Source organism: Phytoactinopolyspora halotolerans (genome assembly GCF_010550675.1).
Lineage (GTDB): Bacteria > Actinomycetota > Actinomycetes > Jiangellales > Jiangellaceae > Phytoactinopolyspora > Phytoactinopolyspora halotolerans.
The window spans coordinates 15184-34905 of sequence record NZ_JAAGOA010000020.1 but is presented as its reverse complement, the minus strand read 5'-3'; the positions used below and the strand labels follow the sequence as shown (position 1 = coordinate 34905).

Sequence of the window (19722 nt, the reverse complement as noted above, 5' to 3'; positions counted from 1 at the left end):
GCGACCGTGGCAACGCAGGATGACGGCTTCGAGCACATGCGTCGAGGATCGGGGCGAGAGCCTTCCGAGCTCGCTGGTGAGGTGGCCTTTCTTGAGGCGAGGCTGGCTTCGGTCACGGCACAGAATGAACGGCTCGCAGCAACGTTGCGCGAAGCTCGCGACCAGATTGTGGCGCTGAAGGAGGAGATCGACCGGCTGGCGCAGCCGCCCTCCGGATTCGGCACTTACCTGGCACGACACGACGACGGCACGGTCGACGTTTTCACGGGCGGACGCAAGCTGCGAGTGGCGGTCAGTCCCGAGGTCGACGTCGAGGCCCTCCGCCCCGGACAGGAGGTCATGCTCAACGAGGCGCTCAACGTGGTGCGCGCCTTGGAATACGAGCGCGTGGGCGAAGTCGTGATGCTCAAGGAGCTGCTCGCCGACGGCGAACGCGCCCTCGTCATCGGGCACACCGATGAGGAGCGCGTGGTTCGCATCGCGTCGTCGTTGCAGGACACTGGGCTGCGATCGGGCGACTCGGTACTGCTGGAGCCGCGCGCCGGATTCATTTACGAGCGGATCCCGAAGAGCGAGGTCGAGGAGCTGATCCTCGAAGAGGTTCCGGACATCGACTACCACGACATCGGTGGCCTGAGCGGTCAGATCGATCAGATCAAGGACGCGGTCGAGCTTCCGTATCTGCACGCCGACCTGTTCAAGGAGCACGAGCTGCGGGCGCCGAAGGGCGTGCTGCTCTACGGTCCTCCTGGTTGCGGGAAGACGCTGATTGCCAAGGCGGTGGCGAACTCGCTGGCCAAGGAGGTCGCTCGGAAGCTCGGAAAGTCCGAGGGCAAGTCCTACTTCCTGAACATCAAGGGCCCCGAGCTGCTGAACAAGTACGTCGGCGAGACGGAACGGCACATCCGCCTGGTGTTCCAGCGGGCACGGGAGAAGGCCAGCGAGGGCACCCCGGTGATCGTCTTCTTCGACGAGATGGACTCGCTGTTCCGTACCCGCGGTTCGGGCGTCTCCTCGGACGTGGAGAACACCATCGTCCCGCAGCTGCTGTCGGAGATCGACGGTGTGGAGAGCCTGCAGAACGTCATCGTCATCGGTGCCTCCAACCGCGAGGACATGATCGATCCGGCGATCCTGCGGCCCGGGCGACTGGACGTGAAGATCAAGATCGAGCGGCCGGACGCCGAGTCGGCGAAGGACATCTTCAGCAAGTACCTGACCACAACCCTGCCGCTGCACCCGGACGACCTCGCCGAACACGGCGGCGACCCGGCGGCGACCGTGGACGCGATGATCCAGCGGTCGGTGGAGCGGATGTACTCCGAGACCGAGGAGAACCGCTTCCTGGAGGTCACCTACGCCAACGGTGACAAGGAAGTGCTGTTCTTCAAGGACTTCAACTCCGGCGCGATGATCCAGAACATCGTCGACCGGGCGAAGAAGATGGCCATCAAGGACGCGTTGGAGATGGGCGCGAAGGGCTTGCGGGTCCAGCACCTGCTGAACGCCTGCTTCGACGAGTTCAAGGAGAACGAGGACTTGCCGAACACCACCAACCCGGACGACTGGGCGCGGATCTCCGGTAAGAAGGGCGAGCGGATCGTGTTCATCCGGACCCTCATCTCCGGCAAGACCGGAGGCGAGGCCGGCCGTTCCATCGATACGGTCGCCAACACCGGCCAGTACCTGTAAACCGGTCCCGGATCATCCGGGTACGTGAGGTCGGTCGTACATCCATCGTCAACCGTGCGGCGTCCTTGGACACATACTCCAAGGGCGCCGCACGGTGTCGTATGGCCCAAGGTGCCACACACCTGCCCTGCACACGTTCGCGGACGCTGGCGTGCATACAAGCCATGAAGACGACTTTGGTGGGTCATTGCGCCCCAAAGTCGTCTCCATGCGTCGTGGTACGAAGACGATGCCGGGGTTCAGCCGCGGCAGCACGACCTGGCTGAGCCGGTACCGGGCGGCTTCGGCTTCCCGCGCCCGATCCAGGGGGTCCGGGCCTGGTCTCGCGGCTCAGCGCCGCCGCAGGGGTTCAGCCCTTGAGCGCACCCTGCAGCAGCCCTGCGATGAAACTGCGCTGGAAGACCAGGTAGAGGATCAAGATCGGCAGGATGACGATCACCGTGCCGGCGGACAGCACCGGGATGTTCGTGGTGTGTTGTCCCACGAAGTAGCCCAGTCCGGCTGGTGCGGTGCGTCGGTCCGGATCCTGGATGAGGATCAGAACCAGCAGGAACTGATTCCAGGACCACATGAACACCAGCACCGCCAGTGTCATCAGCGACGGGCGGGCAAGCGGTAGCAGGATGCGACGCAGGATCACGCCCGACGACGCGCCATCCACCCGGGCGGCCTCCATCAGCTCAGCCGGTGTCGACCGGAAATGGGTGCGCATCCAGAAGACACCGAACGGCATGAACAGGGCGATCTCCACCAGGATCACCGCCCAGTATGTGTTCACCAGGCCGACCGTATCCAGGTTGTAGTACAGCGGGACGACGATCAGCTCGACCGGGATGGTGAGCCCGGCGACGAAGAACATGAACACCGCGTTCCCGCCCGGCAGCCGCATCGTGCCCAGCGCGTACCCGGCAAGGGTGGCCAGCAGGAGTGTCGCCGGCACCACGCCGAGGCAGATGATCAGGCTGTTCCGGATCAAGCCGGAGAAACCCGCTACGGACCACGCCTCGCGGTAGTTGTCCAGGCTCCATTCATCCGGCCAGGCCAGGCCGGTCACGGTGCTGCCGGACGGCTGCATCGACGCGAAGAAGATGCTCAGGAACGGCACGATGATCCCGACGGCCAGCAGGGTCAGGATCAGGTAGCCGGCCCAGCGCTCACTCTGCCGTAGTCTCATGGCTCCGTCCTGGACAACCGGTTGATCATGAAGACGATGACGAGGATCAGACAGGACAGGACGACGGCGATCGCCGAGGCCAGTCCCACCTTGCCCTCGGAGAAGGCGAGCCGGTAGACGAGCAGGCCCGGCACCGTGGTCTGCGTTCCCGGCCCGCCGCCGGTGGTGACGTACACGATGTCGAAGCTGGCCAGCGCCGCGACGGTGGTGACCGTCATGGCGACGGCGATCTCGCCGCGCAGTGCCGGCAGCGTGACGGTGACGAACTCGCGCACCGCGCCGGCCCCGTCCAGGCGCACTGCCTCGTACAGGCTGGTGTCGACCTTCTGGACGCCGGACAGGAACAGCATCATGCACAGCCCGCTCATGGCCCACGTGCCCACCAGGCCGACCGCGGGCAGGGCCAGATCGAAGTCACCGAGCCAGGCCCGGGTGACCCCGCCCAGACCGACGGCGCGCAGCGCCTGGTTGACGACACCGTCGTCGCCGTACATCCACCGCCAGGTGATACCGACGGCCACCAGCGGCACGATCTGCGGCAGGAAGAACAGCACCCGGTAGACGGTCATGCCGCGACGCCGGTGCCGCGACAGCAGGCCGACCATCAGGAGCCCGATGAGGATCGGAAGCCAGGAGAAGAAGGCGATGAGCAGCAGCGCGTGCCCCACCGCGTTGCGGTAGCGCGAGTTGGCGAAGACCTCGGAGTAGTTCTCCAGCCCGACGAAGGTGGCGAGCGTGACGCCGTCCCAGTCGAACAAGGACAGATAGGCGGTATGGAAGGCGGGCAGGACGGCGAAGGCGAGATAGAAGGCCAGCGCGGGCAGGACCCAGAGGTAGCCCTTGAACCGGCCGAGCCCTCCCCGGCTGTCGCCCGCACGTCGCTGTGCGCGGCCGACGGCCGGGGTCGGTGTCTCGCCTGCCTGGCGGGTGAGCGCGGACACGTGTGGCTACTCCGCGTGATGCTCGTCGCGGATGCCCTGCAGTTCCTCCAGAAACGCCGCCGGCTCGGTCCGCCCGGCGATCAGCTCCTGCACGCCGGAGGACATCGCGTCATACGTCGCCGGGGCGGAGAAGTCCGGGAAGACGTTGAGCCCGTCCGCCTCGACGACGCGGGCGAACTCGGTGTTCAGGTCACCCAGCACGCCGTCCGCGGCCGGGGCGGCGTCGACGTTCGGCGGCAGGAACCCACCTTGGCTCTCGATCTCCGCCGCCTGCTCGGAGGCGAGGAAGTCGAGGAACGCGGCGGCCGCCTCCGGGTGCTCGGTCTGTGCCGAGATCGCGTACGAGACGCTGAATCCAGAGCCCACGGCGGGGGAGTCCGGTTCCAGCCCCGGCAGCAGGAAGAATCCGGCGTCCTCGCCCATCTCGTTCGCGACCTGTGCCGCAGCCCAGTTCCCGTTCATCAGGAAGACGCTCTGGCCGTCGACGAACTGCGCGGTCGAGGCCTCCTGGTCGGTGCCGTTGGCGGATTCGTTGAAGTAGCCCTGCTCGGCCCATGCGGTGAACTTCTCGGTCGCCGCGAGCGCGTCGTCGCCGGTGATACTGCCGCCGGGCTCGCCGCCGACCCAGGCTCGGTAGTCGTCGACCGGCATCATCGAGTTGAGCAGTGCGGCCCACATGTGCGCGCCGCCGGAGTCGAGCGCACCGATGCTGATCGGGGTCTGCCCGGCCTCCTTGGCGGTCTCGAGCGCCTGCTCGAACTCGTCCAGCGTCGCGGGCGGAACCTCGATGCCGGCCTCCGCCGCCAGCTCCTTGTTGTAGAAGACACCGGTCAGCGACATGCCTGCAGGCACGGCCCGCAGACTCCCGGTTCCGTAGACCTTCCCGCTGTCGTCAGCGGTCAGCTGTTCCAGCCCGACCGGCGGGAATTTCTCCGGCCAACTGTAGGCCTCGCTGTACGGATCGAGGTCGAGCAGATGGCCGCTGGCGATCAGGTCGGACATGGCGCCGACGTTGAACTGCGCGATGTCCGGTGCGGTGTCCGAGGTCATGTTCAGCCGGATGCTGGCGACGTAGTCAGTGAACTCGGTGAACTGCGGATCGATCGTGACCTGCGGATACTCCTCCTCGAACGCTGCGATCAGCTCGTCCACCATCTCCGGGCCGTCGACGAACGCGAGCTTGAGGGTGACCTCCTCGTCCGGCACCTCGGTGGAGACGGTGTCAGGGCTCTCCGCGGAGCCGGTGTCGTCGGCCCCGGCGCTGTCGCTGCCCGGAGTGCATGCGGCCAGGATGGCCGTGACCGCGGCAGCGAGGCCGGCCGCGGTGATCGATCGTGTTGTCGCCATCGTGTTCCACTCCTCAGGTGTGGTCGGTGCTCAGGTGTGGTCGGTGCTCAGGTCGACGACCGAGCCCGTGGTGCGGGCGCGCTCGGCCGCCCAGACGAGCCGGTGGGAGGCATAGCTGTCTTCCGGTGAGGCGAGCGTCGGCGACGTGCCGCCCGCGGCGACGGCGTCGACGAAGGCGTCCACGAGTGCTTTGTCGCCGCCGCCGTGGCCACCGGCCGCCGTCGCGTCGTCGCCGGTGGTGGTGGTGATCACGTGCCGGTCCCGGGTGCGGAAGTCGAGCAGGCTGATCTGCTTGCCGTCGCCCTCGAGGTAGCCGTGGGTGCCGAAGATCCGGGTCTGCCGGAACATGTGCGGCGTGAACGCGGTCATGGTGAACGACGCGGTGACGCCGCCCTCGTATTCGATCGACACCACCTGGTGGTCTACGACGTCGTTGTCGCAGTCGTAGACGCAGCGCCCGTACGGACCGGTGCGCAGCGCGTCCAGTACTCCGGCGGGGGTCCGGGCGTCGGTGACGGTGGACAACGGCCAGTCTTCCCATGCCGGATCGCCCAGGCAGGAGAGGTACAGACGCGGCGCCGAATACGGGCACGACGACTCGATCGGGCAGTCGAGGCAGTTGTCGGCGGCACCCGTCGGCCGCTGCTCGGGGCGGAAATGGTGCAGACTGCCGAACGAGGCGACCCGCGCCGGCCGCCGGCCGATCATGTGATTCAGCCAGTCCAGGTCGTGCACCGACTTGGCCAGCAGCATGGGGGAGGAGTCGGCCTCACGCCGCCAGTTTCCGCGCACGTACGAGTGCGCCTGATGCCACCAGCCGACCGGTTCCAGATGCTCGACGCTGACGATCTCGCCGATCTGGCCGCTGTCGATGATCCGCCGCAACGCCTGCGTGTACGGCATGTAGCGCAGTACGTGGCACACCGCCAGCCGGACGCCCGCCTGGCGGACCGCGGCCAGGATTCTCTGGGCGCCCTGCTCGGTGGTGGCCATCGGCTTCTCCAGCAGGATGTGGTAGCCGGCGCGAGCGAGTGCCTCGCTCGGCTCCACATGCAAGGTGTCTTGGGTGGCGATCACCGCGGCGTCGGCCACCCGGGGCACGGCGGCGAGCTCCTGCCAACCGTCGAACAGACGGTCGGCCGGCACGCCGGCCTCATCCCCGAGTGACTTCTGCCGAGCCGGATCCGGGTCGGCCACGGCCACGATCCGGGCCTTGCCGCTCGCGGCGGCCCATCGCGCGTATGCCCGGCCGCGGTTCCCGGCTCCGACAACGGCGATGGTGATCGGCGGTCGGGCGTCGCTGGCGTGTGTATCCATTGGAGAGATATTTTTGAGAGTATCTAAAATATTTGTCAAGAGCTGCTCGTCCAGGTGCCGGACATGGCATCATCGCCAGCGGTGCGGTGCCAGCTCGGGTTGGCGCCGGAGCGGAAGGAGGTCTGGGTGGAGGAAGATGCGCCTCGCGGCGCCGATCCGGCGTACATGCGGCAGATCAACGCCACCAATACGCTGCGCCGGCTGTACCGGGCCGGTCCGATGACGCTGACCCAGATCGTGCAGGCGACAGGGCTGGCGCGCAAGACCGCGGAGGCGGCGGTCGAACAACTGGCGGCGCGGAACCTGGTGGCCGAGGTGCCGCGCGACGACGACGTCCGGCCGGTCGGGCGGCCGGCCCGCACGTTCCGGTTCTGCCCGGAAGCGGGATACGTGCTCGGCCTCCAGGTCGGCGGACATCGGGTGTCCGCCATCCTCGCCGACCTGCACGGCACCACGCAGGCGAAGTCCGCGGCGGCGGTGGACCGGGACGCCGGCCGACGGGAGCGGCTGCGCGCGATCGGCGCCGCCGCTCGCGAGTGCGCCGCACAGGCCGGCATCGACCTCGCGAAGGTGTGGGCGGCCACGGTCGGCACCCCCGGACTGGTGGAGCGGGGGAGCCACGTCAGCCTGTGCCACGTGCTCCCAGAATGGTCGGACTTCCCGCTGGCCGACGAACTGGCCGACACCCTGGGTGACGCGCTCGCCGACCGGATCCCGGCGCCGATCACGGTCGAGAACGACACGAACCTGTCCGCGGTCGCCGAGCATTGGCGCGGCGCCGCCACCGACGTCGACCACGTCGTCTGGGTGTTGACCGGGCGCCGGTACAGCGCCGCCATCCTGATCGACGGTTCGCTCTACCGTGGCGCCGACGGTGCGGCGGGAGAGATCGGTTGGCTCCCGGAGCTCGGGTGGACCAAGGCCAGCGAACAGACGCTGAGTTTCACCGGTGCGGGCGGTACCCCGGCCGGGGACTCCGCCGTCAGCATGTTGTCCCGGGCGGTGGCCGGCGACGACGACGCCCGGCGCGAGATGGACGCGTTCGCCGCGGCGCTCGCTCCGGGGCTGACCGCCCTGGTGCTGGCGCTCAACCCACGCTGCCTGGTGATCGGTGGCGGCATCGCGGCGGCCGGGGAGACTCTGACCGACCTGCTGGCCGAGCACATGCGACCGCACTGCCTGCGCCTCCCGGAACTGCGGATGTCGACACTCGGCGACGAGTCCGTGGCGCTCGGTGCGGTCCGGCTGGGCCTGGACCGTGTCGAGCACAGCCTGTTCTCACTCGCCCGCTAGGGTGACCGCCATGACACAGCGGGATGAACAGATCATCGGATGGGGCATCGTCGCGACCGGGGGCATCGCCCGAACGGTCGCCGGTGACCTGCGGCTTCTGGAGAACACGCGGCTGGCCGCGGTCAGCTCCCGGGATGCGGACCGAGCACGCGCCTTCGCCGACGAGTTCGGAGTGGAGCGGGCGTACGACTCGGTCAAGGATCTGGTCAACGACGACGGGGTGGATGTGGTGTACGTCGCCTCGCCGCATCCCCAGCACGCGTATGCCGTCCGGCTGGCCTTGGAGGCCGGGAAGGCGGTGTTGTGCGAGAAGGCGTTCACCCATTCGCTGGCGGAGACCGAGGCGCTGGTGGAGCTGGCCCGCGCACGCGGTGTGTTCTGCATGGAGGCGATGTGGACGCGGTTCAACCCACTGATCGTCCGCGCGCGGAGAATGATCGCGGAGGGCGTGATCGGTGAGGTCCGCTCGATCACGGCAGAACTCGGTTTCGCGGCGCCGGTGGATCCGGCGCACCGACTGTGGAACCCCGCGTTGGGCGGCGGGGCGCTGCTCGACGTGGGCGTCTATCCGGTGGCGTTCGCGCAGATGGTGCTGGGTGCTCCGGCACAGGTGTCGGCGGTGGGAACGTTGACAGAGCTCGGTGTCGACGCCGAAGCCGGGCTGCTGCTGAGCTGGCCCGGCGGCCCGCGAGCGCATCTCGAGGCCACACTGACCGCGCCCATCGCGGGCGCGGCGAGCATCGTCGGCACCCTCGGACGGCTGGAGATCGCTCCCCGGTTTCATCACCCGGCGCAGGTCGTGCATGTGGATGCGCCGGAACGCGGTGTGGAACGCAGGGAGGCGTTCGATCACACCCCGGAGGGCCGCGGTTACGTCCCGATGCTCCGGGCGGTCGCGCAGGCGGTGCGGGAGGGCCGTACCGAATGTGCGGAGATGCCGTTGAACGACACGGTCGAGGTCATGCGGGTTCTGGATGAGGCGTTGACCCAGCTCGGGGTGGAGTATCCGGAGCCCGCTCCGGTTGGTCTGTGAACGCTGTGGGTGCGGGGTCACGTATGTGTGCCGGGTAGCCCGCATGGGTACCGGAGATGACCGTGAATCACGAACTCTCACGTAGGCTCGATCCATGAGCGCACGTCGCATCATGGGCATCGAGACCGAGTACGGCATCTCGGTGCCCAGCAACCCAGCCGCCAACTCCATGCTGACCTCGTCGCAGGTGGTCAACGCCTACGCGGGACAGCGTGCCCGCGCCCGGCGGGCCCGCTGGGACTTCGAGGAGGAGAACCCGCTCCGGGACGCGCGCGGGTTCGAACTCTCCCGCACCGGGGCCGACCCGAGCCAGCTCACCGACGAGGAGATCGGCCTGGCCAACGTCATCCTGACGAACGGGGCGCGGCTGTACGTCGACCACGCGCACCCGGAGTACTCCTCGCCCGAGGTGACCAATCCGCTGGACGCGGTGATCTGGGACAAGGCGGGCGAGCGGATCATGGCCGAGGCCGCCCGGTTCGCGTCCGGCCTGCCCGGCGCGTCGCCCATTCAGCTGTACAAGAACAACGTGGACAACAAAGGCGCCTCCTACGGCTGCCACGAGAACTACCTGATGAACCGGGCGACGCCGTTCGCGGACATCGTCCGCTACCTGGTGCCGTTCTTCGTCTCGCGGCCGGTGGTGTGCGGCTCGGGCCGGGTCGGCATCGGGCAGGACGGCGGCCGGGACGGCTTCCAGCTTTCGCAGCGTGCCGACTACTTCGAGGTCGAGGTAGGGCTGGAGACGACGCTGAAGCGTCCGATCATCAATACCCGGGACGAGCCGCACGCGGATCCGGAGAAACACCGTCGGCTCCACGTGATCGTCGGGGACGCGAACCTGTCCGAGATCTCCACGTACGTCAAGCTGGGGAGCACCTCGCTGGTCCTGGCCATGATCGAGGAGGGCTTCCTGGGCTGGGACTTCTCGGTCGAACGTCCGGTCGGCGCTCTGCATGACGTCTCCCACGACCCGAGCCTGCAACACCAGGTGGAGCTGACCGACGGCCGTCGGCTGACGGCGGTTCAGCTGCAGGCCGAGTATGCCGAACAGGCCCGGAAGTTCGTGGAGGACCGGTACGGCACGGATGTGGACCCGGTGACCGCGGACGTGCTGGACCGCTGGGAGTCGATCGTCACCACGCTGGGCAATGATCCGATGGCGCTGTCCGACCAGTTGGACTGGGTGGCCAAGCTGGCGCTGCTGGAGTCGTACCGGGACCGGGACGGTCTGGACTGGGCGAGCCCGAAGCTGCACCTCGTCGATCTCCAATACTCGGATGTCCGCCCGGAGCGCGGCCTGTATCACCGGCTGGTAGAGCGCTCGCGCATGCAACGGCTGCTCACCGATGAGCAGGTACGGCAGGCGGTGGAGCATCCACCGGACGACACCCGGGCGTACTTCCGGGGTCGTTGCCTGGACAAATATGCCGACACCATCGCGGCGGCGTCCTGGGACTCGGTCATCTTCGATCTGCCCGGGCGAGACGCGTTGCAACGGGTACCGACGCTGGACCCGGTACGCGGGACGAAAACCCATGTGGGCGCGTTGCTGGACCGATGCGAAACTGCAGCCGACCTGGTCAGCGAGCTGACCGCGCGCTGATGGGTGCTCTGATGGGTGTGCAGCGCAGCGAGGCTCGCATGGCCGGGTTCGCTCATGGCGGAAGAAGAACTCCGTGTCATGATCTGGTCCCCAGGGGTCTAAGCGGGTGTTCTGTGGATAGGGTCTTAGGTAGCGACGAATCGGAGGTTGACGATGGCGCGTGATACCGCTGGCGGGCAGCAGCGCAAGCAGCCACGCCGTAACGAGGACGTCGAGTCCGAAGAGGCCCAGGCAGCCGAGGCCGCCGACGAGGTCAAGGACCGCCAGGAGAAGCTGGCGGACGACGTCGACGAGATGCTCGACGAGATCGACGAGGTGCTGGAAGAGAACGCCGAGGACTTCGTCAGGTCCTTCGTGCAGAAGGGTGGGGAGTAAGTGGATCTCTCCGGTTTCGGCCGCCTCCCAGCGGCCTTCATGACAGCCGGGACATCGTCGTTCACCGACTTTCTGAGCCAGTACGCCCCGGAGATGTTGCCGGGGCGTCGGCTTGCCGGTGCAACGGAGTACGCGGACCATTCCGGGCTCGCACCGCACGGCACCACCATCGTGGCAGTGACGTTCCCCGGCGGAGTCGTGATGGCCGGAGACCGCCGGGCGACGGCGGGAAACCTGATCTCGCAGCGGGACGCGGAGAAGGTCTTCCAGGCCGACGAGTACTCGGCGGTCGGCATCGCCGGCACCATGGGCATCGCCCTGGAGCTGGTGCGGCTGTTCCAACTGGAGCTGGAGCACTACGAGAAGATCGAGGGAACGGTCCTTTCCCTGGAAGGTAAGGCCAACCGGCTGGCGCACATGATCCGCGCCAACCTCGGGCTGGCGATGCAGGGTCTGGTGGCCGTGCCGCTGTTCGCCGGGTTCGATCCGGGCAACAGCCGGGGGCAGATCTTCTCCTATGACCCGACGGGCGCGCGGTCTGAGGAGCATGACTTCTACTCGGTGGGTTCGGGCTCGCTGTTCGCCCGGGGCGCGCTGAAGAAGCTGTTCCGGGAGGACTTCAGCAGCGAGGACGCCGTGGTGGCCTGTATTCAGGCGCTCTATGACGCCGCGGAGGACGACTCCGCGACCGGCGGGCCGGACATGTATCGCAAGATCTTCCCGATCATCACCGTGGTCGACGAGAACGGCTTCGAACGTTACTCGAACGAGTCGATCGCCCCACTGGTCGACCGGGTGGTGTCCGCCCGTGGCGACCGTCCGGACGGTCCGCAGGCGCCGCTGAGCTGACCGGCCCGGATACCCACCCGTCGTTGACTGACCCTGACCTGACCCAACCCGCCTCGGAGAGGATCACCACCGGTGTCGATGCAGTTCGGATACGTTTCGCCCGAACAGATCATGAAGGACCGGGCGGACTATGCCCGCAAGGGAATCGCCCGGTCGCGCTCGGTCGTCGTTCTGCAATACGAAGGGGGGATCCTCTTCGTCGCGGAGAATCCCTCGCCCTCGCTGCACAAGATCAGTGAGATCTATGACCGGATCGCCTTCGCCGCGGTGGGCAAGTACAACGAATTCGAGGTGCTTCGCCAGGCCGGCGTGCGGCTCGCCGATCTGCGCGGGTATTCCTTCGACCGGGTCGACGTCTCCGGTCGCGCGCTGGCCAACGTCTATGCCCAGACGCTGGGGACCATCTTCACCCAGGATCCGAAGGCCTATGAGGTCGAGCTGGTCGTGGCGGAGCTCGGTGCCGACGAGAGCAGCGACGAGATCTACCGGATCGTCTTCGATGGATCGGTGTTCTCGCAAGACGGCTTCAGCGTGATGGGTGGCCCGTCCGACCAGGTCTCCACCTACGTCCGGGAGAACTTCCAGCGCTCGGCCACCCTCGAGGATTCGCTTCGGCTGGCCGTGGACGCGCTCGGCCGGGAGAACGGGGGCGACGTGCGGGAGATCGCGACCTCGCAGCTGGAAGTCGCCGTTCTGGATCGTAGCCGCCCGCGCCGCACCTTCCGTCGTCTCCGGGGCAGCCAGCTGGAGTCGCTGCTGCACCGGACGCAGCCGGACGTGCAGGGTACGGGGGATGAAGACACAACAGATCGAGACATAACAGATACCCCGTCGGAGCAATCAGAGGACTAGAGTCGTTTTATGGATCGCCGCATCTTCGGGTTAGAGAACGAGTATGGCGTCACGTGCACCTTCCGAGGGCAACGCCGGCTCTCACCCGACGAGGTCGCGCGATACCTGTTCCGCCGCGTCGTCACCTGGGGACGCAGCAGCAACGTGTTCCTGTCCAACGGTGCGCGGCTGTACCTGGATGTCGGCAGCCACCCGGAATACGCCACACCGGAGTGTGACTCCATCACCGACCTGGTCGCCCATGACAAGGCCGGCGAGCGGGTGCTGGAGGGTCTGCTGGTCGACGCCGAGCGGCGGCTCGCCGAAGAGGGCATCGTCGGTGACGTCTACTTGTTCAAGAACAACACCGACTCCGCGGGCAACTCCTACGGGTGTCACGAGAATTACCTGGTCGGTCGGCACGGTGAGTTCTCCCGGCTGGCCGACGTCCTGATCCCGTTTCTGGTGACCCGTCAGATCATCTGTGGTGCCGGCAAGGTGTTGCAGACGCCGCGGGGCGCCATGTTCGCCGTGAGTCAGCGCGCGGAGCACATCTGGGAGGGTGTCTCCAGCGCCACCACGCGCAGCAGGCCGATCATCAACACACGCGACGAGCCACATGCCGACGCGGAGCGTTATCGGCGCCTGCACGTCATCGTCGGTGACTCGAACATGAACGAGAGCACCACGTTGCTGAAGATCGGCACGACCGATCTGGTGCTCCGGATGATCGAGGCCGGCGTCGGCCTGCGTGACCTCGGGCTGGAGAACCCCATCCGGGCGATCCGGGAGATCAGCCACGACATCACCGGTCGCCGCAAGGTCCGCCTCGCCGGCGGCCGGGAGGCGTCGGCGCTGGAGATCCAGGAAGAGTACTTCACGAAGGCGCGCAACTTCGTCGAGCGTCGAGAGATCGATACTCCGCTGATCCGGCGCATCCTCGAGCTCTGGGAGCGCACATTGAAGGCGGTCGACACCGGGGACCTGGCGTTGATCGAGCGCGAAATCGACTGGGTGACCAAGTACCGGTTGATCGAGCGCTACCGGGCGAAGAACGGCATCACGCTGTCGCACCCGAGGGTCGCCCAGCTCGACCTTGCGTACCACGACATCCATCGCGGCCGAGGTCTGTATTACCTGATGGAGCGACGAGGCTCGGTGGCGCGGGTCGCCCGGGACATCGAGATCTTCGAGGCGAAGTCGGTGCCACCGCAGACCACCCGTGCCAAGCTGCGCGGCGAGTTCATCAAGCGCGCGCAGGAGCGCCGCCGGGACTTCACCGTCGACTGGGTGCATCTCAAGCTGAACGACCAGGCACAGCGCACCGTGCTGTGCAAGGATCCGTTCCGTTCCACCGACGAGCGCGTGGCCCGGCTCATCGACAGCATGTAACGTTGTAGCGGCACTTGCTGGGCACGTCGGGTGTGCTGCGAGTTTCTTTAACGAGTTCTCAGCATCCGGGTCTAGGGTGGGTGTCTTGTGCCGTCCACATACTGAAGGTTTGAGGAATTGTCCACAGTGCGTACCACACGTCTGCTGATAGCACCGCTGGTGGCCGCGGGTCTGGTCTTGGCCGCATGCGGCGACGATGACTCGTCGTCGGATTCTGACATCTCCGTGACCGGCGAGTTCGGTGAGACACCGACGCTGGAGATCCCGGACACCGATCCTCCTGAGGAGCTCGAAGTCGAGGTCGTGTCCGAAGGCGACGGCCGCGAGGTCGGCGAGAGCGACTTCGTCGTCGCTAACTACCACGGCCAGACCTGGGAGCCTCGTGCGCCGCAGGAGGACGCGACCGGAGGCGAGCAGCCGGATGACGGCGGCGATGCCGAGGGCTCCGGCGATGCCGAGGGCTCCGGCGATGCCGAGGGCTCCGGCGATGCCGAGGGCTCCGGCGATGCCGAGGGCTCCGGTGACGCGGAGGGCTCCGGTGACGCGGAGGGCTCCGGTGACGCGGAAGACTCCGGCGACGCGGAAGGCTCCGGGGAGGGCGAGCCATCCGACGAGGCGACTGAGGAGTCCGATGCCGCGGCCGGCGGTGCCGCCGACGGGGAGGACGCCGAGACTGAGGACGAGTCCGGCGGAGACGGCGAAGAGCAGCCCTACGTCTTCGACAGTTCGTTCGAGCGGGGACAGGTGGCCGGATTCCCGCTGGGCGGCGTCATCACCGGTTGGCAAGAAGGGCTGACCGGCCAGAAGGTCGGCTCGCGCGTGGTGCTGACCATCCCGGCGGACCAGGCCTATGGTGCGCAGGAAGGTCACGACCTGCAGGAAGACACGCTGGTTTTCGTCGTCGACATCGTCGACTCGATCGATCCGGAAGCGAGTGCTTCGGGTGAGCCGGTAGAGGATCTGCCGGAGGACTTGCCGCTGGTCGAAGGTGGCGATAGCGGTCAGCCGACGGTCGACTTCTCGGACGCGCCGGACGCGCCGGAGGAGTCCGACACCACCGTCGTGGCTCGTGGTGACGGCGAGGAGATCGGCGAGGGCGCATTGATCGCCGCGCAGATGCTGGAGGCTCCGTACCCGGACGGCGAGAACTCGCAGGGCACCTGGGAGAGCGGCAACGGTCCGGGGCAGCTGATTCCGATCGAGAGCTTCGCCACCCTGCCCGGCTGGGACGACGTGTCCGACGGGCTGACCGTCGGTTCCCGCCTGATCACCCGCCTCACCTCGGAAGACGCCTCCGGAGGAACGGGCGAGGAGGACACGCCGGCCATCGCCCTGGTCATCGACATCGTCGGAAGCTACTAGGATCTCTGCCCTATGACGTTAGAACGACCCGAGGTCGACTTTCCGGTGGGCGCGGCGCCCGAGCAGCTCGAGATCACCGACATCTGGTCGGGCGACGGCTCGGAGGCCGTGCCCGGTGCCCAGGTGACGGTGCACTACGTCGGCGTGGATTATGACTCCGGCGAGGAGTTCGACGCGTCCTGGAACCGGGGCACGCCGATCGAGTTCCCGCTCACCGGGCTCATCCAGGGTTGGCAGGAGGGTATTCCCGGGATGCGTGAGGGTGGCCGGCGCCAGCTGGTCATCCCGCCGCATCTGGCGTATGGGCCGCCCGGGAGCGGCCATCGGTTGGCCGGGAAGACCCTGATCTTCATCATCGACCTGCTCGCCGTCGGCCGGTAGGCGCCGGGCCGACGCCGCCGAGACCGGCGAATGTTCACACGACAGGTCGCACATACAGTCGTGTGAATGGTGTGCTCAGCGTGACCTGCCCGGCGCCTGGCTCGATGACGCCGGGTAGGTTCGGTCAGCTGTCGTGGTGCAGCAACGCCTCGGCGTGCCGTCCCGCCGCCGCGGCGGCGAGGAAGTAGGCGTGGTCTTCGTCCAGCCCTCGTCCCATCGTGGACAACCGCACCGGCACGTCACGGAGCGCGCCGTCCAACCCGTCGACCGGCACCGTGACCAGATTGTGCCGGCCACGGAGCCGCTCTGCCTGCCCGGTGACCTTCTCGCCGAACTCCCCGTCCAGCCGGGGTACCACGACATCGGCTGAGGTCAGCGCCACGCGACCGTATGCGGTGAGACTGTGGTGCGATACGCCGTGGTGCCGGGGCCGCGCGTCGGCCTCGCTGATCCGCAGCGACGCGACCGGCCGGCCGCCCAGCATCACTGACGCGTTCACGGCTTCTCCGCACGCCACGCCGGAGAAACCCCACCGGGTGCCGGTGCCGAGGTTGCCCGGGCCCTGCGCCACCACGGCGATGTCCGCGCCGAGCACGTTGCGGGCCGCCAGCAGGCCAGTGTGCAGCGTGACCGCCTCGTGGTCACCGCCGAATGCCTGCCCTACGGTGATCGTCCCGGTCAGCCAGCCTGCCTCGGACAGGCCGGAGACCGTCCGGCTGAGCCAGAGTGGGAGTGCGCCGCCGTCGGTCATCACGTACGCCACCCGCGGCGTGGCGGTGGCGTCTCCCGTGACGTTCGCAGTCGCGTCCCCGGTGGCGTCCGCAGTGGCGTCCGCGGTCGCATCCCCGGTACCCGCACCGGCACGGATCCCGGCGACGATGGCCGGTAACGCGGAGTGCAGATCGGCGATCACCACCGGCATGCCCGCAAGGTCGTCGGCGTCGCGCAGCACCTCGTGGAACGGCGAGTCCTGCTCGTCCGCGCCGAGGACGGTCGCCTGCAGCGGTGTATACCGGGCTTTGACCAGATGGCCGGGGCCGGCAGGCGGGTCAGTGGGGAGCCGGTCCGGCACGGCGATGACGTGCGCGTAACCGCCGGTGCCGAGCCCCATGTCCAGCGCGGTGGTGTTGAGCAGCACGCGGTCGCCGGGTCGCGGCTCTCCGACCAGCCGGGTGTACGCCAGCGCCCGCACCTCGCGGGGTGGAGCGTCGCCGTTTCGATCGTGCTCGCCGGATGTGTCGCCTGTTTCCTGGATGCCCGCGTCCACCACGACTGTCAGCTCGGATGCACCGGGCCATGTCTTCCGGACCGCGCGCACCACGCCGCCTCGCCACCGAATCACCCCGAAAGCGTAGCCAAGAGGTAGTCTCGCGATGAAGTCGGCGCACGGGGGCACGTCTGCCTCACCCGAGGGATACTCACGTCGGCGTGAGAGGAGGTTGTGGTGTCGCAGCAGGCCAAGAGTGAACGGTTGATGAATCTGGTCATCTGCCTCTTGGTGGCGCGTGGCTATGTGCCGAAGAGCAGGATTCGGCGGGTGGTCGGCGGCTATGGTGGCCAGAGCGACGAGGCGTTCGACCGCATGTTCGAGCGCGACAAGGATGAGCTGCGCGAGGTCGGCATCCCGATCGAGACGGGGTCGAACGACCCGTTCGGCGACGAGGAGCCCGGATACCGCATCTCTCGCCAGGAGTTCGAACTCCCGGAGATCCGGTTGGAGCCGGACGAGGCGGCGGTGGTCGGATTGGCCGCACGGGTCTGGCAGCATTCCGGCCTGGCCGCGGCGACGAGCAATGCCGTGCTGAAGCTACAGGCGGCCGGGGTGGACGCGGACCGGCGGGCGCTGGGTGCGGTCGAGCCGCGCGTCGGTGGCGAGGAGCCGGCGTTCTGGCCGCTGTGGGAGGCGGTGCGGGACCGGCAGCCGGTGCGCTTCTCACACCGCAAGGCGTCCAGCGCCACCCCGATGCTGCGGCACCTGCAGCCATGGAGCGTCCTGTCCTGGCACGGTCGCTGGTACGTGCTCGGCTACGACACCGACCGCGAGGACGCCCGGATGTTCCGGCTCTCCCGGATCGTCGGCGACGTGGAGCCGGACGGTGTGCCGGGCAGCTACGACGTACCGCCGTCGGAGGAGGTCCGGGCCGCCGCGGCGGCGCTCGGACCGGCGGAGCCCCGGGACCTTCCGACCGCGAAGGTCCGGATCCGGGAGGGTAGCGGGCACATTCTGCGCAGCCAGGCGATCGACGTCCGTCCGGACGACGAGGCGGGCTGGGAGATCGCGACGGTGCGGTACTCCTCGACGACGCGGCTGGCCGAGGAGATCGCCACACACGGACCGGACGCCGTGGCGCTGGAGCCTGCGGAGCTGCGCACACAGGTGATCGCATGGCTGAGCAAGGTAGCGGGGGTGACGACGTGAGCCGGCAGCCGGTGAAGAGGAGCCAGTCCACACAGGCACGGGCCACACAGGCGCACTCTGGGCAGGAACAGTCTGGGCAGAAGCAGTCCGGACAGAAGCAGCCCAGGAACAAGAAGAGCCCGCCGAAGCCGCGGCCGGACAGTGCACCGGCCCAGGTGGCCCGGCTGTTGTCCATGCTGCCCTACCTGCGTTCGCACCCGCAGGCCCCGGTCTCCGAGGTGGCCGAGCTGTTCGGGGTCAGCGAACGCCAGGTCATCCGGGATCTTCGCGTGCTGTGGTTCTCCGGCCTGCCCGGACTCTCCATGGGCGACTATATCGAGGTCGACATGGAGGGCGTCGAGGGCGAAGGCGTGATCAGCGTCTCCAACGCGGACTATCTGGCACGCCCGCTTCGGCTGCGCACCGACGAGGCGGTGGCCCTACTGGTGGCGCTGCGCACGCTGGCCGAGGTTCCGGGCTCGTTCGAGCGAGACGCGATCGACCGCGCCATCACCAAGCTGGAGCAGGCGGCCGGGGAGGTCGCCGAACGGGCCGGCGCGGTACAGGTGCAGGTCGACGGCGACGCCGTGGCGGACGTGGCCGGCACGGTCCGATCCGCGCTCGACGACGGCCGCCGGCTGCACCTGTCCTACTGGGTGCCCGCGCGGGACGAGACCACCGAGCGCGACGTCGATCCGATGCGGCTGGTGGTCGTCGACGGACGGCTGTACCTGGAGGGCTGGTGCCGGCGGGCCGAGGAGGTCCGGCTGTTCCGGCTGGACCGTGTCGCCGGGATCAAGGTCCTCGACGTGGCGGCGCAGGTGCCCCGGGAGGCGCGGCCACGGGACCTGTCCGGCGGGCTGTTCCAGCCGTCGGCGGATGACGAGTTGGTGACGATTCGGCTAACTCGGGCGGGGCGCTGGATTGCGGACTATTACCCGTGCGAGAGCGCCGAGGAGATCGGCGAGGATGAAGGGCTCGAGGTGAAGCTGCGAGTGCGCGACCGGCGCTGGATCCGGCGCCTGGCGCTCCGGCTCGGCGCGAGCGGGACCGTCATCGACCCGCCTGACCTCGCAGAAGAGATCGTCGCCGACGCCAAGGCCGCGCTGAGCGCGTACGAGTGAGGTAGGTTTGTAACGATCATGTCGACGTTGGCGATCTGGCTTTTCATCGCGGTGGCCCTGCTTCTGGTGCTGGCCGTCGCACTCGTGGTCCTGGCCGTCCGGCGCACCATCGGCAAGGGCAAGGAACTTGCTCGCGAGATGGACGGTCTTTCCCAAGAGCTGGACCAGGCCATAGGATCAGGGGAGCGGCAGCACGAGCGATAAGCTGTGCGCGTCCCGAGTTCCCGACGACGCGGTCTGAGGGGATACGGGGCATCGTGGCGTAACATCGGTCATACCAGACCGCGAGGAGTTGGGGTTTTCGATGCTTGGAATGCAAGGGTGGCAGATTGTCATCGTCGCTGCGGTCATCCTGCTCCTGTTCGGCGCCAAGAGGCTGCCGCAGATGGCACGGGGCCTGGGGCAGTCGCTGAAGATCTTCAAGGCCGAGACCAAGGGCCTGATCGAGGATGACTCGAAGAGCGACTCCCTGGCCGACGACTCGGTGGCCTCGACCGGCACCACGGCGAAGTCGTCCGAGACGCCTGCGGAGCCGACGCCCGTCGAGCCGACGAAGGTCGAGACGCCGGCCGACCGGGCCAACGAATCCTCCGCTCGCGACGCCTAA

General features: G+C 67.9%; 19 protein-coding genes. 14 read left to right on the top strand and 5 right to left on the bottom strand.

All coding sequences use genetic code 11. The features are described 5' to 3' along the window. The first annotated feature begins 36 nt into the window (after window positions 1-36). The gene (arc, locus tag G1H10_RS23775) at window positions 37-1692 is read left to right on the top strand and encodes a proteasome ATPase (RefSeq protein WP_163742799.1); all 1656 of its coding nucleotides are present in this window, start codon (window positions 37-39) and stop codon (window positions 1690-1692) included. Between the two features lie 349 nt (window positions 1693-2041). On the opposite strand, the gene G1H10_RS23770 is transcribed toward arc, so the two are convergent. Genes G1H10_RS23770 through G1H10_RS23755 form a run of 4 tightly spaced genes read right to left on the bottom strand, consistent with a single transcriptional unit; the run spans window position 2042 to window position 6471 of the window. After that, window positions 2042-2866: a carbohydrate ABC transporter permease gene (locus G1H10_RS23770; RefSeq protein ID WP_163742594.1), complete on the bottom strand. Its 825-nt coding sequence runs from the start codon at window positions 2864-2866 to the stop codon at window positions 2042-2044. Continuing rightward, window positions 2863-3807: a carbohydrate ABC transporter permease gene (locus G1H10_RS33305; RefSeq protein WP_163742591.1), complete on the bottom strand. Its 945-nt coding sequence runs from the start codon at window positions 3805-3807 to the stop codon at window positions 2863-2865. Before G1H10_RS33305 ends, G1H10_RS23770 begins: the two co-directional genes overlap by 4 nt. Window positions 3808-3813: 6 nt before the next feature. Beyond that, on the bottom strand, window positions 3814-5154 hold the full coding sequence (locus G1H10_RS23760; RefSeq protein ID WP_163742588.1) for an ABC transporter substrate-binding protein: 1341 nt from the start codon (window positions 5152-5154) through the stop codon (window positions 3814-3816). A 30-nt stretch (window positions 5155-5184) separates the two neighbouring features. Then, window positions 5185-6471 (bottom strand): Gfo/Idh/MocA family protein, encoded by a 1287-nt coding sequence (locus G1H10_RS23755; RefSeq protein ID WP_163742585.1) that lies wholly within the window; start codon window positions 6469-6471, stop codon window positions 5185-5187. Window positions 6472-6534: 63 nt separating this feature from the next. Between G1H10_RS23755 and G1H10_RS23750 the strand changes: the two genes are divergently transcribed. The 9 genes from G1H10_RS23750 (at window position 6535) to G1H10_RS23710 (ending at window position 15593) form a co-directional block, all read left to right on the top strand. Then, window positions 6535-7764 (top strand): ROK family protein, encoded by a 1230-nt coding sequence (locus G1H10_RS23750; protein ID WP_163742583.1) that lies wholly within the window; start codon window positions 6535-6537, stop codon window positions 7762-7764. A 10-nt stretch (window positions 7765-7774) separates the two neighbouring features. Next, window positions 7775-8797: a Gfo/Idh/MocA family protein gene (locus tag G1H10_RS23745; protein WP_163742579.1), complete on the top strand. Its 1023-nt coding sequence runs from the start codon at window positions 7775-7777 to the stop codon at window positions 8795-8797. A gap of 94 nt (window positions 8798-8891) precedes the next feature. Then, entirely contained in the window at window positions 8892-10403 is a 1512-nt protein-coding gene (gene dop, locus G1H10_RS23740; RefSeq protein ID WP_163742576.1) for a depupylase/deamidase Dop, read from the top strand. Window positions 10404-10556: 153 nt separating this feature from the next. Beyond that, a complete protein-coding gene (locus G1H10_RS23735; protein ID WP_163742573.1) occupies window positions 10557-10778 on the top strand; it encodes a ubiquitin-like protein Pup in 222 nt (73 codons plus the stop codon). A 39-nt stretch (window positions 10779-10817) separates the two neighbouring features. Next, complete coding sequence (gene prcB / locus G1H10_RS23730) at window positions 10818-11627, top strand: proteasome subunit beta (RefSeq protein WP_163742570.1); 810 nt, start codon at window positions 10818-10820, stop codon at window positions 11625-11627. 72 nt (window positions 11628-11699) lie between these two features. Continuing rightward, window positions 11700-12479, top strand: a complete 780-nt coding sequence (gene prcA / locus G1H10_RS23725; RefSeq protein ID WP_163742567.1) for a proteasome subunit alpha — start codon at window positions 11700-11702, stop codon at window positions 12477-12479. Window positions 12480-12488: 9 nt separating this feature from the next. Beyond that, window positions 12489-13850, top strand: a complete 1362-nt coding sequence (gene pafA, locus G1H10_RS23720) for a Pup--protein ligase (protein WP_163742564.1) — start codon at window positions 12489-12491, stop codon at window positions 13848-13850. Window positions 13851-13976: 126 nt separating this feature from the next. Further along, complete coding sequence (locus tag G1H10_RS23715) at window positions 13977-15212, top strand: FKBP-type peptidyl-prolyl cis-trans isomerase (RefSeq protein WP_216853601.1); 1236 nt, start codon at window positions 13977-13979, stop codon at window positions 15210-15212. 12 nt (window positions 15213-15224) lie between these two features. Further along, on the top strand, window positions 15225-15593 hold the full coding sequence (locus G1H10_RS23710) for an FKBP-type peptidyl-prolyl cis-trans isomerase (RefSeq protein WP_163742561.1): 369 nt from the start codon (window positions 15225-15227) through the stop codon (window positions 15591-15593). 124 nt (window positions 15594-15717) lie between these two features. Here G1H10_RS23710 and G1H10_RS23705 read toward each other — a convergent pair whose 3' ends face one another. After that, window positions 15718-16935: a DUF3866 family protein gene (locus tag G1H10_RS23705; RefSeq protein WP_163742559.1), complete on the bottom strand. Its 1218-nt coding sequence runs from the start codon at window positions 16933-16935 to the stop codon at window positions 15718-15720. 102 nt (window positions 16936-17037) lie between these two features. Between G1H10_RS23705 and G1H10_RS23700 the strand changes: the two genes are divergently transcribed. The 4 genes from G1H10_RS23700 (at window position 17038) to tatA (ending at window position 19722) form a co-directional block, all read left to right on the top strand. After that, window positions 17038-18012 (top strand): helix-turn-helix transcriptional regulator, encoded by a 975-nt coding sequence (locus tag G1H10_RS23700; protein WP_216853600.1) that lies wholly within the window; start codon window positions 17038-17040, stop codon window positions 18010-18012. Then, window positions 17979-19115: a helix-turn-helix transcriptional regulator gene (locus G1H10_RS23695; RefSeq protein WP_216853599.1), complete on the top strand. Its 1137-nt coding sequence runs from the start codon at window positions 17979-17981 to the stop codon at window positions 19113-19115. The genes G1H10_RS23700 and G1H10_RS23695 overlap by 34 nt, the downstream gene beginning before the upstream one ends. A gap of 27 nt (window positions 19116-19142) precedes the next feature. Then, a complete protein-coding gene (locus G1H10_RS23690) occupies window positions 19143-19319 on the top strand; it encodes a hypothetical protein (RefSeq protein WP_163742556.1) in 177 nt (58 codons plus the stop codon). Window positions 19320-19419: 100 nt separating this feature from the next. Then, entirely contained in the window at window positions 19420-19722 is a 303-nt protein-coding gene (tatA, locus tag G1H10_RS23685) for a Sec-independent protein translocase subunit TatA (protein ID WP_163742553.1), read from the top strand.